This is a genomic window from Pseudomonas sp. 3HC3 (genome assembly GCF_044904505.1).
In the GTDB taxonomy this organism is placed as follows: Bacteria; Pseudomonadota; Gammaproteobacteria; order Pseudomonadales; family Pseudomonadaceae; genus Aquipseudomonas; species Aquipseudomonas putida_Y.
On record NZ_JADDRH010000005.1, the window covers coordinates 276,498 to 292,234 of the forward strand.

A 15,737-nucleotide genomic window follows, 5' to 3' on the forward strand; every position below is an offset into this window, starting at 1 on the left:
CTGAGCGATCGCAATCCCTTCAGATCTTTACTAAATATTTAGCCTCTCCAACCCTCAGAAAATGCTAACCGGCTAATTATTAGTAGATTTTCTCTAGCTCTTAAAAAATGTAGGAATCGAACTTCAAGTCCTAGTAAAAAATCCTACGACAACTTTCCTCAACAAATCCCGAGCAGATCTTGAACCAATAAAAAAACAAGTGATACAACAGTGACGCGCTGAAAGGCACACTCAAACCAACTCTATAGGAGCACTAGCCACGGGACGTCGTCGTTCTGAAATCCACACTCTGCAGATCCCACGCGTGATGAACTACACATTCACCGATTCCGAGGTTGAATTTCTCAACCTTCTGTAAATGATAAACCAGAAGGGCCTTAGCTCCTTCTGGCTCTACCAAGGATCAGTACCCGCTTTTCACCCTCCGCATACCGATCTCAGCGTGCGCGGGCAAGTCAAGCGAACACTGATCAACTTGGAAAAACATAACAAGATCGCATTCTATCGCACACTTTATGAGCACCCGAATCTCGCTACGGTTGTTCAGGTGTTCATACCCGGACTTGAACGCTTCCACCTGATCAGATCAGGTATTCCAGTCGCGCCACAGAGTGCACTCAAAGGCATAAGGCAATGACATGCAAATCTATAGAGGAATTCTCGCCGCCCTCGGCGCGACACTGCTCCTGAAAATCGCGACCGTCGTACCTGCTCTAGTCTTGGCCGACATCATTGACAACCTGGCCACCTCAGCCGCGTCTTCCCAGCTTCTGCTCGGAGCTTTCATATGCCTTGTCGCATTACAAGCCTCTATGACCCCTCTACAAGCCTGGTGCCTGGCGCGGCTTTGCCAGGAACGCGTGAAGCAACTTTCCATCCGCTGGTGCCGCGAATTGCTGGACAAGCGCTTCGAGGCCTATGGACAACTCCATGGCGGAACACTGGTAAAAGTACTAGATAGGGGCATTACCGCACAGGAGCGGTGGTTGGGCTTTCTGATTGGCTCGGCATGGCCGGTGCTAGCCGAAGCTGCAGTGCTGATAACGCTCTTCGCTTACCTGGGGGCTACTTCGGTATTGATCGGCCTCATCCCTTTGAGCCTGGCCTACCTGTGGGCCAACGATCGCCTGGTGCGCTGGCGCCGGCCACATATCGAGGCAGTGAACGCGCGCGAGGATGAACTGGCGGAACAATGGTTCGATACCTTCGCCAGCGCGGCAACGGTCAAACTGGAAAAGGCCGAGGATGCCGCAATGCTCCCGGTCAACCAGACACTTTCGCACTATGCCGACTCAGCAGTGCAGGTAGCTCACAGTGGGGGTTGGATTCAGAGCCTGCGCACCCTGTTCATAGGCCTGGGCAGTGGCGGTTTGCTCATGTGGGGTATCCATGATCAGGCTCTGGCAACACCGCAATTGAGCCTGGGCGAGCTGGTTGCTCTCTTCACCTTGGTGAGCGGATTGCTGGCAGGGGTTGCGCAACTTGCTGAGGCCTGGCGATTGCTAGACCAGTTTCGGCTAGACAAACGCAAACTCGAACAATGGCTCCAGCTCCCCTCGTTCGGCCCAGCATGCACTACTGAGGCGAAGTCCCAAGACAAGGACGCTGGCCTAAGCATCGCCCCGTGCCAGTTGAGCGCTCGAGATAATGTACAACTTCACATCGAAGAACCCTTGGTACTGCACAAAGGAGAACGGGTCGCACTGATCGGGCCCAGCGGATGTGGTAAATCGACACTTCTGCATACGCTGGCGGGAACGATATTCCCGTTGCGCAAGGATGTGCACCTGCACGGCAGGTGCCTGGCGTCGCTCAACGCTAGTGAACAATTCAGTCGATTACGACTCTGCCCTCAGGAGGCGCATTTCATACCCGGCCCCCTGCCCCGCGCCGTGCTGTTCGAGCAAGCTCATGATCGCGCTCAAATCGAACGATGGCTTGAACGGTTGGGCCTGAGCAAAGACTGGTACGAACTTGATCTGGATGCACGCGCAGAATCGATATCGGGCGGCGAAGCACGCAGGCTGACGCTGCTACGCCTTCTTAATCAGCCTGGGGAATTCAATTTCTTTGACGAGCCCACAGCCGGGCTCGATGCCGCGTCGGCAGAGCGTACCTGGGACCTGTTGTTCGAAGCATTTAAAGGGCGAGGGCTGATTTGCGTGACGCATGATCAGAGCGCACTGTCGCGGTTTGACCGGGTGATCACCCTGCGCGAGGGGCGGATCATCAGCCAAGGGCAAACGAACATCGCTCAGACTTCAGAGCTAGCAGGCGCACCGCAAACCTTGTAGGAGCGGCCTTGCTAGCTCAATGGGTTATTCATCATCATCAAAGTTGTACATCCCCGGCGCCAAGTTCTCGAACCGGGTGTACTTGCCGATAAACGCCAAACGCACGAAGCCGATGGGGCCGTTACGCTGTTTGCCAATGATGATTTCCGCCACGCCCTTGTGCTCGGTCTCGGGGTGGTACACCTCGTCGCGGTACACGAACATGATCACGTCGGCGTCCTGCTCGATTGCACCGGATTCACGCAAGTCGGAGTTCACCGGGCGTTTGTTCGGGCGCTGTTCCAGCGAGCGGTTCAGCTGCGAAAGGGCAATGACCGGGCAGTTGAATTCTTTGGCCAGGGCCTTGAGCGAGCGGGAAATCTCGGAAATCTCGTTGGTACGGTTGTCACCGGCCGAACCTGGGATCTGCATCAACTGCAGGTAGTCGACCATGATCATGGCGATTTCACCATGCTCACGGGCCAGACGGCGGGTGCGCGCGCGCATTTCCGAGGGGCTGATACCCGCCGTATCGTCGATGAACAATTTGCGGTCGTTGAGCAGGTTCACTGCCGAGGTCAGGCGCGGCCAGTCGTCGTCGTCCAGCTGGCCGGAACGGACCTTGGTCTGGTCGATACGCCCCAGGGACGAGAGCATACGCATGATCAGCGACTCACCTGGCATCTCGAGGGAGAACACCAGCACCGCCTTGTCGGTACGCAGTACGGCATTTTCCACCAGGTTCATGGCAAAGGTGGTCTTACCCATCGACGGACGGCCGGCGACGATGATCAAGTCTGCCGCCTGCAGGCCGCTGGTCTTCTCGTCCAGATCGGTGTACCCGGTGGAAATACCGGTGATGTCGCTGTCGGAGTTGAACAGCGTGTCGATGCGGTCGATGGCCATGGTCAACAGTTCGTTGACCCCCACCGGGCCGCCGGTTTTTGGCCGGGCCTCGGCGATCTGGAAGATCTGCCGCTCGGCGTCGTCGAGGATTTCTTCGGCGTTGCGCCCTTGCGGGTTGAAGGCGTTGTCGGCGATGTCGGTACTGATGCTGATCAGTTGGCGCAACGTAGCCCGCTCGCGAATGATCGCGGCGTAGGCCTTGATGTTGGCTACCGAGGGAGTGTTCTTGGCCAACTCGGCCAGGTAGGCCAGGCCGCCGATTTGCGAGGAAAGGCCTTCCTTGTCCAACTGCTCGTGCAGGGTCACCACGTCGAATGGCTGGTTGGCGTCGGCCAACTTGTGCACGGCACGGAAGATCAGCCGGTGGTCATGCCGGTAGAAGTCGCCGTCCGACACCTGGTCCAGCACCCGCTCCCAGGCGTTGTTGTCCAGCATCAGGCCACCGAGTACGGCCTGTTCGGCCTCGATGGAATGCGGCGGCACCTTCAGGGCTGCGGTTTGCAGGTCTAGCTGTTCGGAAGTGGTGATCTCGTTCATGGCCACGAAAGAATTCTGGAGGACGAAAAAGACAAAGGGCACGGCCTGTCGAAAACAGGACCGTGCCCGATGTTAACCGCCTGACTCGCAAGGAGCCAGCCAGTTAGCGCAGCTTAGGCAGCTACGACGACCACGCGTACGGTGGCTTCAACGTCGCTGTGCAGGTGCACGGCTACGTCGTATTCGCCAACCTGACGGATGGTGCCGTTCGGCAGACGAACTTCAGCTTTGGCCACTTCAACGCCGGAGGCGGTCAGGGCGTCAGCGATGTCGTGGGTGCCGATCGAACCGAACAGCTTGCCTTCGTCGCCAGCGGTGGCAGTGATGGTCACTTCCAGCTCGGCCAGTTGGGCAGCGCGGTTTTCAGCCGAAGCTTTCTTGTCAGCGGCTGCTTTTTCCAGCTCGGCACGACGCTCTTCGAACGCAGCCAGGTTGGCGGCGTTGGCAACGGTGGCCTTGCCGAATGGCAGCAGGAAGTTACGGCCGTAACCAGCCTTAACTTTTACTTTGTCGCCCAGGTTGCCCAGGTTAGCGACTTTTTCCAGCAGGATCAGTTCCATTTGGTAAAACCTCTTAACTTTTAACCTTCACCGTTCGCGGAGTCTTTCCCCGGAGGGGACTTGCGACCGCGAAAATCAATCAGGCTGTCGACAATGGCCAAAACCATCAGCAACGGATAAATCAGCTGCATGATCAGCGGTAGCGTCACGTACATCCCCACCAGCCAGAAACCGGCCAGTCGGCCCTGTGCCACCAGCCCGTGCATCAAGGCGATGCCGGCCAGCACCAGTACCAGGCTGGAAGCCGATGCCAGGATGATGAACTGCGTGCCGATAAACGGCGCCACCACCATCACTGCCACCAAGACCGCCATGGTCTGTTTCGGCAACTTCAGTTCACGAAACTCGCGACCGAAGCCTCCAGGGTTGTACAACGCTGCCTGCCAATAGCGCGCCAGCATCAACGCCAGCACACTGAACAATTGCACCGTCACTGCTGTGGAAGCGACCAGCACAGGGCGGATCAGCTCACCGGAGAGCACCGGTTGCCCTTCGATTTGCGGCATGGCTTCGGCAAACGCCTTGGCCAGCACATCGAAGGTTTGCGCCAGCGCCAGATCAAGCACGAGGCTGAAAGCCACGGCGAACACGGCACTGGCGAGCAACACCCGGTTCCAGGGGTGCTCGGCACGCAACATGGCGGCCAAGGCCAAGGCACCCGCAATCACCAGAAAGGTGATGGGATCGCCCATGACCCACACGGCCAGCCCGGCCAGCAAGCCGCCGGCGATGACCGATGTAGCATCCTTGAACCCACGCCGCAGCAGCACAAGGCTGCCGGCAGCGGCACTCAACCAGAACAGCAGCGGCAGTACCGCGCTGATGACCACCACGAGGGTGGCCTGCACACGACCGCGCATGATGAAACTTGCTAACGCTCGCATGCTAATCCCTTACTGCTTGTCGACGACCCGGTCTCAGCGGCCGTGGCTGTCGGTGTAGGGCAGCAGGGCCAGGAAGCGGGCGCGCTTGATAGCGGTAGCCAGCTGACGCTGATAACGAGCTTTGGTACCGGTGATACGGCTTGGAACGATCTTGCCGGTTTCGGATACGTAAGCTTTCAGGGTGTTGAGATCTTTGAAGTCGATCTCTTTCACGTCTTCAGCAGTGAAGCGGCAGAATTTACGACGACGGAAGAAACGTGCCATTTAATAGGCTCCTCTAAAGGTCCGTGGATTACTCGTCAGCGTTATCGCTGGAGTCGCTGTCATTGCTGTCGTCGCCTTCGGCGGAGTCAGCATGCTCAGGACGCTCGCGACGCTCACGGCGCTCGCTGCGGTTCTCTTCAGCCTTCAGCATCTCGGACTGGCCGGTAACGGCTTCGTCGCGACGGATGACCAGGTTACGGATAACGGCATCGTTGTAGCGGAAGTTGTCTTCCAGCTCGGCCAGGGCCTTGCCAGTGCACTCAACGTTCAGCATCACGTAGTGAGCCTTGTGAACATTGTTGATTGCGTAGGCCAGTTGACGACGGCCCCAGTCTTCCAGGCGGTGGATCTTGCCACCATCTTCTTCGATCAGCTTGGTGTAACGCTCAACCATGCCGCCGACTTGTTCGCTCTGGTCCGGGTGAACCAGGAAGATGATTTCGTAATGACGCATGAATGCTCCTTACGGGTTAGTAGTCTGCCAGTGAATCTGGTCAGACAAGGAGTGAATGACACTGTATGTCTTGCACGGAGGGGAGGCACATGAGCGCCTGCCAGCTCGGCAAGGGGCGCAATTGTAGAGAAGCCGGGGCGCACAAGCAAGGTGATTGGTGAATATTTGAACAGCCTGAAACATATTCACAAGCTGCGGGCCCATTCGCGGGTAAACCCGCGCCTACAGGGGAACGCAATCACCCTGTAGGAGCGGGTTCACCCGCGAAGAGGCCGGAACAGGCTGAGAATCAGCGCTTGGCCTGACGCTGACGCACCGCTTCGAACAGGCAAACCCCGGTCGCCACCGACACGTTAAGGCTGCTGACGCTACCCGCCATCGGCAACTTCACGAGGAAGTCGCAATGCTCACGGGTCAGCCGGCGCATGCCCTTGCCTTCCGCGCCCATGATCATCACCAGTGGCCCGGTGAGGTCCTGCTGGTAGATCTCCTGCTCGGCCTCGCCAGCAGTACCCACGACCCACAGGCCACGCTGCTGCAATTTCTCAAGCGTACGCGCCAGGTTGGTCACAGCCACCAGCGGAATGACTTCTGCCGCGCCACAAGCCACCTTTCGCACAACCGGCGTCAGCGTTGCGGACTTGTCCTTGGGTACGATCACTGCCGTGGCACCGGCCGCATCGGCGGTACGCAGGCAGGCGCCGAGGTTGTGCGGGTCGGTCACGCCGTCCAGCACCAGGATCAGCGGCGGCGTCTCTGTGCGTTCAAGCAGCTCTTCGAGCATCAGCTCGCCCCACACCTGGCTCGGGCTGACCTCGGCAACAACGCCCTGGTGCACACCTTCGACCCAGGCATCCATCTCACGGCGCTCGGCCTGGCCGACCGGCACGCGGTTTTCCGCGGCCAGCGCCAGCAAGGTCTCGAGGCGTGGCTCGCTGCGCCCTTCCGACAGCCAGATCTGCTTGACCCGCTTTGGATGGTGCTGCAGCAATGCCTGCACGGCGTGTACGCCGTAGATCTTTTCCAGCTGACTCATGAATTGCTCTTGCTTTTGCGTGGCGCGCCGGACTTCGACGGGCCTTTACGGTGCTTGGTCGGCTTGCCGGACGGCTTGCCACCTTTCTCGGATTTGCTGCCGGCACTGCTGCGCGCGTCGGTCATCAGCGCTTTCTTCATCTCACGGCTTTTACGCACTTCAGCGTTACGCTGCACAGCATCCTTGGGGAAGTACGCTTCGGACGCTTCGCTTTTGCGGCTGCGCGGTTTGGGCGTGGCTTTCGCTTCAGTTGCCGGCTGTTGCTCGGCTTTTTCGGCAGCCGGCGCAGCGCCACGCTGCTTACGACCGATTGGTGCGGCGAGGGTCTTTTCCGACACTTCGAAGTCGATCTTGCGCTCATCCAGGTCAACACGCATGACCTTGACTTCGATGGTGTCGCCCAAGCGGAAGCTGCGACCGGTGCGCTCGCCAGCCAGGCGATGGTGTACCGGGTCGAAGTGGTAGTAGTCACCCGGCAACGCACTGACGTGCACCAGGCCCTCTACATAGATATCGGTCAGCTCGACGAACAGGCCGAAACCGGTCACCGCAGTGATCACGCCCGGGAAGGTCTCGCCCACGCGATCCTTCATGAACTCGCACTTGAGCCAGTTGACCACGTCACGGGTGGCTTCGTCAGCCCGGCGCTCGGTCATCGAGCACTGCTCGCCGAGTTGCTCCAGGGTGTTCTCGTCGTACGGGTAGATACGCGCCTTGGGGATGCTCATGGCACCGGCACGCTTGACGTGCGGGGTATCAACCTTGGAGCGGATGATGCTGCGGATGGCGCGGTGCACCAGCAGGTCCGGGTACCGGCGGATCGGCGAGGTGAAGTGCGTGTACGCCTCGTAGTTCAGCCCGAAGTGGCCGTTGTTCTCGGTGCTGTACACCGCCTGGCTCAGCGAGCGCAGCATTACCGTCTGGATCAGGTGGAAATCGGGGCGCCCGGCGATGCTCGCCAGCAGGGCCTGGTAATCCTTCGGCGACGGGTCCTTGCCCTTGTGCAGGCTCAGGCCCAACTCACCCAGGAAGGCACGCAGTTTTTCCAGGCGCTCCGGTGGAGGGCCGTCGTGCACGCGATACAACGCCGGTACACCGTGCTTCTGCAGGAACTCGGCAGTGGCCACGTTGGCCGCCAGCATGCATTCCTCGATCAGCTTGTGGGCATCGTTACGCACTGTCGGGCGAATTTCAGCGATCTTGCGCTGATCACCAAAAATGATGCGGGTTTCCTGGGTTTCGAAGTCGATGGCACCACGCGTGTGACGCGCTTCCACCAGCACCTTGTACAGGTTGTACAGGTTTTTCAGGTCGGGGACGACCTCCTTGTACTCCTCGCGCAGCGCCTTGCCCTCACGGGTGCGGGCATGCTCGAGCATGCTGCTGACCTTGTTGTAGGTCAGCCGGGCGTGGGAGTGGATTACGCCTTCGTAGAACTGATAGTCGACCATCTGGCCGGTTTTGTTCATGGTCATTTCACAAACCATGGCCAACCGGTCGACGTGCGGGTTCAGCGAGCACAGGCCGTTGGACAGTTCTTCGGGGAGCATCGGCACCACGCGCTCGGGGAAGTACACCGAGTTGCCGCGCTGCTGGGCTTCGACATCGAGGGCAGAACCCAGGCGCACGTAGCTGGACACGTCAGCGATGGCCACGTACAGGCGCCAGCCACCGGAGAACAGACGCAGCTTGCCCAGCGGTTCGCAATAAACAGCATCGTCGAAGTCGCGGGCGTCTTCACCGTCGATGGTGACGAACGGCAGATGGCGCAGGTCTACACGCTTCTCTTTGTCCTTCTCCTCGACTTCGGAGCGGAACTTGCGCGCTTCCTTGACCACGTCATTGGGCCACACGTGCGGAATGTCGTAGCTGCGCAGGGCAACGTCGATTTCCATGCCCGGCGCCATGTAGTTGCCGATGACTTCGACCACATCGCCTTGCGGCTGGAAGCGCGGCGTTGGCCAGTGGGTGATCTTGATCTCGACGAACTGGCCGATCTTGGCACCGCCGTTACGCCCGGCGGTCACCAGCACTTCCTGCTGGATCTTCGGGTTGTCCGGGGTTACGTAACCGATGCCGCCTTCTTCGAAATAGCGGCCGACCACGCTCTCGTGGGCACGGGAGATGACTTCGACCAGCACGCCTTCACGGCGGCCACGGCGGTCGACACCGGAGACGCGGGCCAAGCCGCGGTCGCCGTCGAACACCAGTCGCATCTGCGACGGGCTGAGGAACAGGTCTTCGCTGCCGTCATCGGGAATAAGGAAGCCGAAGCCGTCGCGGTGGCCGGAGACGCGACCACAGATCAGGTCCAGCTTGTCTACCGGGGCATAAGTGCCGCGCCGGGTATAGATAAGCTGGCCATCGCGCTCCATGGCACGCAGGCGGCGGCGCAGGGCTTCGATCTGGTCTTCTTCATACAGACCGAACTCTTTTGCCAGCTCCTCGCGGGCAGCAGGTTCGCCTCGGTCGGCGAGACGCTGCAGGATCAGCTCACGGCTGGGAATGGGGTTGTCGTATTTTTCCGCTTCGCGAGCGGCCTCGGGATCGAGGGATTGCCAATCGGCCATCAGAAGGGGTTCACCTTGGGGTATATAGATATGAATTCTGGCATAGGCGTATTGAAACCGGAAATGTCTGCCTTGGACAGCCCCCGCTGCAGTGCATAAACAGCAGAAATAGGCTCGTGGAATCAACGAGTTGAATTTTTTGAATTTTTTTTCGATTGGGGGCTTTACAGCCTTGGGGAGCGTCCGTATAGTGCGCACCACAACGACGGACAACCCCGAAGTTGTAGTAGAGATGAACGACGCTGTAAAGCATCAAGTAACCTCGAATGTGTGCCCAGGTGGCGGAATTGGTAGACGCGCTGGTTTCAGGTATCAGTGACCGCAAGGTCGTGGAAGTTCGAGTCTTCTCCTGGGCACCAAGTATTTCAAGTAACAGATGACCAAGGATCTGTTACTGCTGTGTGAAAGCGAACAATAGTCGCCTTCTGCAGATGATGTAAAGCTTTGCCCAGGTGGCGGAATTGGTAGACGCGCTGGTTTCAGGTATCAGTGACCGCAAGGTCGTGGAAGTTCGAGTCTTCTCCTGGGCACCATACAAAAACCCACTAGCTTGCTAGTGGGTTTTTTCTTGCCTGCGATTTTTGTACCCCCCTCCTTCCCCGATACGCGCACGTTGCAGGAGCGGGTTCACCCGCGAAGAGTCCCCTACAAGCAACCCCCCCCCCTTGCACCATGGTCTGACCATGAATTTCTCGTCACCCGGCCACTTGAGAAAGAATTTCGTTTACCATTGTTTCCAAATATGTAGCCGTAAGCGAGGAAGTACCCGCATGACGATCCGCCCGCAACCGCTGATGCGTACCTTGGCCGCCGCAGTGCTGAGCCTGGTCATCGGCGCTCCGGCCGCCATGGCAGACGCACCGGTCACGCTGACCATGTACAACGGTCAGCACAAGGAAATCGGCGAAGCCATTGCCAAGGCCTATGAGACCAAGACCGGCGTTCACATTGACATCCGCAAAGGCAGCAGCAACCAGCTGGCCAGCCAGATCATCGAGGAAGGCGACCGTTCGCCAGCCGACATCATCTACACCGAAGAGTCCCCGCCCCTGAACAACCTGGGCGAGCTGGGCCTGCTGGCCAAGATTGACGACGCCACGTTGAACATGATGCCCAAGGAGTACGTTGGCGCCAACGGCACCTGGATGGGTATCACCGCCCGTACGCGCATCGTGGTGTACAACCCGAAGAAAGTCGACGAGAAAGACCTGCCGACCACAGTGATGGACTTCGCCAACCCTGAGTGGGAAGGCCGCGTCGGCTACGTCCCCACCAGCGGTGCGTTCCAGGAGCAGGCCGTGGCCATTCTGAAGATGCACGGGCGTGAAGCCACCGAAGAATGGTTGACCGGCCTGAAAGCCTTCGGCAAGACCTACACCAACAACATGGTTGCCCTCAAAGCCGTAGAAAAGGGTGAAGTGGCTGCGGTACTGGTGAACAACTACTACTGGTACGCGCTTGAACGCGAACGCGGCAAGCTGGACACCAAGCTCTATTACCTGGCCGACGGCGATGCTGGCAACCTGGTTACTATCTCCGGCGCAGGCGTGGTCAAGGCCAGCAAACACCCGAAAGAAGCCCAGGCCCTGCTCAACTGGATGGCCAGCGAAGAAGGCCAGCGCGTGATCACCCAGACCACCGCCGAGTACCCGCTGCACAAGGGCATGGTTTCTGACCGCGGCCTGAAACCGTTCGACGAGCTGCGCCCGCCGAAGATCTCGCCAGCTGACCTGGGCAATGCCGAGGAAGCCATCGAACTTGAGCGTGAGGTCGGCCTGCTCTGATGACTGCCGCCCTGTCCGAACCGGTGCCGGTACGCTTCGTACCGCGCCGCAAGCGCCCTTCCATCTGGGTAGTGCTGCCTGTGCTGTTCCTAGTGGCAATGAGCTTGCTGCCACTGGCTTATGTCGCCATCAAAGCCTGGGAAGCCGGCTGGCGCGAAGCTTTGCACCTGCTGTGGCGGCCCTTCGTCTGGGGACTGATGCGCAACACCCTGATGCTGATGGTCGGGGTGACGCTGACCTGCATGGTGGTCGGCCTGGCACTGGCCTGGCTGCTGGAGCGCAGTAACCTGGCCGGCCGCCGGTTGTGGGGCGTGGTGCTGTGCCTGCCATTCGCCGTGCCGTCGTTCGTCAGCAGCTTCACCTGGGTGTCGCTAAGTTCGGACTTTGAAGGCCTGGGCGGCGCGATCATGGTCATGGCCCTATCCAAGTACCCGCTGGTGTTCCTGCCCGTTGCCGCAACCCTGCGCAACCTTGACACCTCGCTGGAGGAGTCGGCACGCACCTTGGGTTGCAGCCGCTGGGGCGTGTTCAGCAAAGTCACCCTGCCGCTGCTGTGGCCGTCGATGCTCGGCGGTGCGCTACTGATAGCCCTGCATATGCTGGTGGAGTTTGGCGCGCTGTCGATCCTCGGCCTGCAAACCTTTACCACGGCGATCTACCAGCAGTTCGAACTGGAGTTCAGCAATGCCAACGCGGCCATGCTGTCTGCCGTGCTGTTGGCGATGTGCCTGGCAATGCTGTGGCTGGAACTGCGGGTGCGCGGCAAAGCCCGCCATGTACGTATTGGCCAGGGCGTAGCGCGGCGTGCGCAACCGGTGCGGCTGCGCGGCTGGGCGGTGCTGGCGCAACTGTTCTGCGTGGGCCTGGCGGTGCTGGGCAGCGGCATTCCGCTGGCGATGCTCGGTTACTGGCTGAGCGTAGGTTCGTCGGCGGCATTTCCGGTGGCGGCCATCTCGAAGGCGTTGTTCACCTCGCTGTCGGTGTCGCTGGGCGGTGCCGGCTTTTGTGTGCTGCTGGCTCTGCCTATCAGCTTCCTGGTGGTGCGCTACAAAGGCCGCCTGGCGATTTGGGCTGAGCGTCTGCCCTACCTCCTGCACGCCCTGCCCGGCCTGGTGATTGCCCTGACCCTGGTGTTCTTCGCCCTGCACTACGTGCCGGCGCTGTACCAGACCACGGCACTGTTGTTGCTGGCCTATGCGCTGCTGTTCCTGCCGCTGGCCCAGTCGCCGGTGCGCACCGCGCTTAACAAGGCTTCGCCGACGCTGGAAGAAGCCGCACGCACCCTGGGCGCCAGCAGCTTTGCCGCATTCTGCCGGGTGACCTTGCCGATCATCTTCCCGGCCATGGCGGCGGCCTTCGCCCTGGTGTTTCTGGATGCCATGAAGGAGCTGACGGCTACCCTGCTGCTCAGCCCGACCGGCATGACCACCCTGGCCACCGAGGTGTGGGCGCACACAGCCAACGTCGAGTTCGCGGCAGCGGCGCCTTATGCGGCACTGCTGATCGTGGTGTCGGGGTTGCCCGTTTATCTGCTGACTACGCGGATGTATCTGAACAAAGCTTGATCCGCGTCGCCTTCATCGCCGGCAAGCCAGCTCCCACAGGTACCGCGCCGCCCTCAAGGCCTGGGCAGGACCTGTGGGAGCTGGCTTGCCGGCGGTGAGGCCATCAGATGTTACGCAGCATCCGGCGGACGATTGGCCCATGAGCCTTGCCGACGGGCAGCATGTAGAGGCGGCCGAAACGATTGAAGCACTGCACCGAGGTGGTCACATTCAAGCGTTGCCAGCCCTGCTCTGCTTCATCCAGATCCATGCTCACCATCACCGCCAGGTGCGTGTCACGCGAGGTCAGGACCAGTTGCTGGTCGCTGATTGCCTCGACGGTAAAGAAATCCAGCAACTCACCCACCGCCGGCACCCGGTCGGGGTTGCGCGATGAAAAACCGTGGATAGTAGCAACGTTGAACCGACGCGAGATGAAGTCGCGCAGGCGAAAGGCAATGGCCAGCCAGCCCGGAACGTCCGAGGTCATGGCGCAGTAGGCCTGGATGGCGGTCATTGGTGCGGTGACGCAAATGCCATCGCTATGAAGAAAATCCAGTTCGGCCGAAGCGGCGACCAGTTGGGCGGACATGAACAACTCCCTTTGCCATGTGTCGCCGCCATCATAGCAACACCTCTCACAAGGCCGCTCCTACAGGGACCGCGTCAGGCGCGGAATTGGCCAAGGCTTGCCCGTAGCTGCGCCGCCAAGTCATCCAGCACCTTGCTGCTGGCCGTGGTCTGCATCACCACCTCGGCTGATCGCTCAGCCTGAGCATGGATAGTCTCCACCCGCCCACGCACCGCCTGCGCGCCATTCGCCTGCTGCTCGGCCGCCCTGGTCGCCAGGCCAATGGCCGCATGCACCTGCTCCACGGCCGCCTGCACCGACTGCTGGCGGCGCTCGTTGTCACGCAGCACCAGCAACCCTTCACTGGCCTTGAGCCCAGCCTGACTGATGGTGGCCACTGCTTCCTTGGCACCTTTTTGCAGCGCGGTAATGTGCGCCTGAATGTCGCCGGTAGAGCTTTGCGTTTTGCTCGCCAGCGCCCGCACTTCATCGGCCACTACAGCGAATCCGCGGCCAGTCTCACCAGCGCGTGCGGCTTCGATTGCAGCGTTGAGGGCCAGCAGATTGGTCTGCTCGGCAATGCCATGGATGACGGTCAGCACCACTTCAATCTGTTCGCTCTGCTTGGCCAGGCGCTCGATCACCTGAGAGCCCGTTTCGACCTGCCCGGCAAGGTTCTCGATCAGGCTCGCCAGTTGCGTCGAGGAACGGCTGTTCTCATCGGTCGCCTGGCGAATGTCCACCACCTGCTGCAACGCCGCCTGCATAGCATGGCTTTCAGCCTGAGCCTCGTCAGCCATGCTCGACAGGTCGCGCAGGCTGGCGGCCACTTCGTCACGCTGCAACGCCGCCGCGGCATCGGCACCGGCATTGCGCTGGGCCATGGTGCCGATCTCGACGCCGGTACGCTGGGCCACCTCGCCAGCCTCGCGGACGATGGGCTGCAGCTTGTCGACAAAGCGATTGACCGCCGACGCCATGTCGCCGATCTCGTCGCGGCTGTCGAGGGTCACGCGCTTGGTCAGGTCGCCTTCGCCAGCGGCAAGGTCGTTGAGCGCTGCGATCAGCAGGCGCAGTTTGCTGAGCACGCGGCGGCCTAACACTAAAGCGACCACCAGCAGCACACCCAGGCCCACCACCACCAGGCCCAGACCAATCCGCCAGCGCAGCTCGGCAGCCGCATCGCGCACGGTCTGTGCAGTGTTGGCCTGCATCGCGGTGGCGCTAGCCTGCGCGACTTCCAGGCGCTCGCGCAGGGCCTTGCCACTGTCGGCAGCCGCCGCGCCCAGGCTATCGCCAACCAGTTGCTCGCCACTGGCGATCAGGGCACTGAAGCGCTGGTCGAGCGCCTTGAGTTCCTGGTCAATGCCGGCTGTAGAAACCCCCATCAGGACTTTGCCGATCTCGGCGCCATTGGGGTTGATGGAGGCTTCGACGAAATACACCGACGGATCACGACGCGCGGCATCGAGCACCTTGTCCAGCGCACGCTCGCCCTGGCCTTTTTCCAACAAGGCCTGGTTGATCGGGTTTTGCCGGTTGAGATAGCGAGTCAGGTGCTGACCCTGAGCGTCGTCGTACACCACGAACAACACGTTCGGGTTACGCTGAGCGCGTCGCGCGAAATCCGAGAGCACCGGCACGTCGTTGTCCCAGATCGCCCGCGGCGCAACCGAAGCCAGCAGCTCGGCCATGTCGTTGGCGGAATCCTTGAGGTTTTTTTCCAGGGTGCTGCGCAGTTGCTGCTGTTCGCTTTGCAGGCGCTCCGACAACCCTGCACTCAGGCGCTGGCGGGTACTGCTGGACAGGCCGTCGAGCCCAGAGCGTACATCTTGTCCGGCTTGCTCTAGTTCGCTTGCCAGTTGGCGACTGTCATTACCCAGTCGCTCGCCAAGGTCAGCCTCCAGGGCGGTGACTGTGCTTCGGGTGAGCGCAACGGCAACCAGCACCTGCACCAAAAGAGCGATACCAAGGGCAACAAACACAGGCCGCAAGAGGCGGCTTCGTAACAGTGAGAGGATGGCAGACACGGTGTAACCCTCGTGTTTTCTGGCGCCACTATATTGATGGCATCTACAGAAACTTCTTACAGCAAGGGTTGTGCCGTAGGCAGCAGGGAAATGCGCCAAGGTCTAGCAATGCGGTTTCGTGTGCCGGCCCTTTCGCGGGTGAACCCGCTCCTACAACGGCCTGCGCCCAACCTCCGTTGCGTGCCCACACCCAATCAGTGTAATCGATGGACTCGCCCCCGCCGAGGCATCACAGTGCCACGGTGGTGTTCGAAGAAGCCAACGGCAGCGAGGGCGAGACCATGAAAAAGCATAGTTCGAAACACGATTCCCTGTCTTCCACTG

The 15,737-nt window shown here is 60.3% G+C and carries 12 protein-coding genes, 2 tRNA genes and 1 pseudogene; 5 read left to right on the top strand and 10 right to left on the bottom strand.

Annotated elements, in window-relative coordinates:
* Positions 1 to 638: 638 nt before the first annotated feature.
* Positions 639 to 2,294: an ATP-binding cassette domain-containing protein gene (locus tag INQ47_RS11620; protein ID WP_404701721.1), complete on the top strand. Its 1,656-nt coding sequence runs from the start codon at positions 639 to 641 to the stop codon at positions 2,292 to 2,294.
* A 24-nt stretch (positions 2,295 to 2,318) separates the two neighbouring features.
* Here INQ47_RS11620 and dnaB read toward each other — a convergent pair whose 3' ends face one another.
* From dnaB to rnr, 7 genes are all read right to left on the bottom strand, one after another.
* Entirely contained in the window at positions 2,319 to 3,716 is a 1,398-nt protein-coding gene (gene dnaB, locus INQ47_RS11625) for a replicative DNA helicase (protein ID WP_252460117.1), read from the bottom strand.
* Positions 3,717 to 3,829: 113 nt separating this feature from the next.
* A complete protein-coding gene (gene rplI / locus INQ47_RS11630) occupies positions 3,830 to 4,276 on the bottom strand; it encodes a 50S ribosomal protein L9 (protein ID WP_019752620.1) in 447 nt (148 codons plus the stop codon).
* Positions 4,277 to 4,296: 20 nt separating this feature from the next.
* Positions 4,297 to 5,160 (bottom strand): hypothetical protein, encoded by an 864-nt coding sequence (locus INQ47_RS11635; RefSeq protein ID WP_252460116.1) that lies wholly within the window; start codon positions 5,158 to 5,160, stop codon positions 4,297 to 4,299.
* A 33-nt stretch (positions 5,161 to 5,193) separates the two neighbouring features.
* Positions 5,194 to 5,424 carry a 30S ribosomal protein S18 gene (gene rpsR, locus INQ47_RS11640; RefSeq protein ID WP_003249563.1) on the bottom strand — a complete coding sequence of 77 codons (231 nt, stop codon included), beginning with the start codon at positions 5,422 to 5,424 and terminating at the stop codon, positions 5,194 to 5,196.
* A 28-nt stretch (positions 5,425 to 5,452) separates the two neighbouring features.
* On the bottom strand, positions 5,453 to 5,878 hold the full coding sequence (gene rpsF / locus INQ47_RS11645; protein ID WP_003249557.1) for a 30S ribosomal protein S6: 426 nt from the start codon (positions 5,876 to 5,878) through the stop codon (positions 5,453 to 5,455).
* 289 nt (positions 5,879 to 6,167) lie between these two features.
* Complete coding sequence (rlmB, locus tag INQ47_RS11650) at positions 6,168 to 6,914, bottom strand: 23S rRNA (guanosine(2251)-2'-O)-methyltransferase RlmB (protein WP_003249554.1); 747 nt, start codon at positions 6,912 to 6,914, stop codon at positions 6,168 to 6,170.
* Positions 6,911 to 9,484 carry a ribonuclease R gene (rnr, locus tag INQ47_RS11655; protein ID WP_404701722.1) on the bottom strand — a complete coding sequence of 858 codons (2,574 nt, stop codon included), beginning with the start codon at positions 9,482 to 9,484 and terminating at the stop codon, positions 6,911 to 6,913. The genes rlmB and rnr overlap by 4 nt, the downstream gene beginning before the upstream one ends.
* Before the next feature lie 272 nt (positions 9,485 to 9,756).
* On the opposite strand from rnr, the gene INQ47_RS11660 reads away from it, so the two are divergent.
* From INQ47_RS11660 to INQ47_RS11675, 4 genes are all read left to right on the top strand, one after another.
* A tRNA-Leu gene (locus INQ47_RS11660) sits at positions 9,757 to 9,843 on the top strand.
* Between the two features lie 87 nt (positions 9,844 to 9,930).
* Positions 9,931 to 10,017: transfer RNA gene (locus INQ47_RS11665), tRNA-Leu, on the top strand.
* Positions 10,018 to 10,254: 237 nt separating this feature from the next.
* Positions 10,255 to 11,268: an extracellular solute-binding protein gene (locus INQ47_RS11670; protein WP_252460636.1), complete on the top strand. Its 1,014-nt coding sequence runs from the start codon at positions 10,255 to 10,257 to the stop codon at positions 11,266 to 11,268.
* The gene (locus INQ47_RS11675; protein WP_003249548.1) at positions 11,268 to 12,833 is read left to right on the top strand and encodes an iron ABC transporter permease; all 1,566 of its coding nucleotides are present in this window, start codon (positions 11,268 to 11,270) and stop codon (positions 12,831 to 12,833) included. The genes INQ47_RS11670 and INQ47_RS11675 overlap by 1 nt, the downstream gene beginning before the upstream one ends.
* A 103-nt stretch (positions 12,834 to 12,936) precedes the next feature.
* Here the strand turns inward: INQ47_RS11675 and INQ47_RS11680 are convergent, their stop codons facing one another.
* The 3 genes and pseudogenes from INQ47_RS11680 to INQ47_RS11690 form a co-directional block, all read right to left on the bottom strand.
* Positions 12,937 to 13,404 (bottom strand): DUF2867 domain-containing protein, encoded by a 468-nt coding sequence (locus INQ47_RS11680; protein ID WP_404701723.1) that lies wholly within the window; start codon positions 13,402 to 13,404, stop codon positions 12,937 to 12,939.
* A 74-nt stretch (positions 13,405 to 13,478) separates the two neighbouring features.
* Positions 13,479 to 14,363: a methyl-accepting chemotaxis protein gene (locus tag INQ47_RS11685; protein ID WP_404701725.1), complete on the bottom strand. Its 885-nt coding sequence runs from the start codon at positions 14,361 to 14,363 to the stop codon at positions 13,479 to 13,481.
* Positions 14,337 to 15,077 (bottom strand): annotated as a pseudogene (locus tag INQ47_RS11690) (HAMP domain-containing protein); the annotation flags it as partial. The pseudogene INQ47_RS11690 and the gene INQ47_RS11685, both read right to left, overlap by 27 nt.
* Between the last annotated feature and the right edge of the window lie 660 nt (positions 15,078 to 15,737).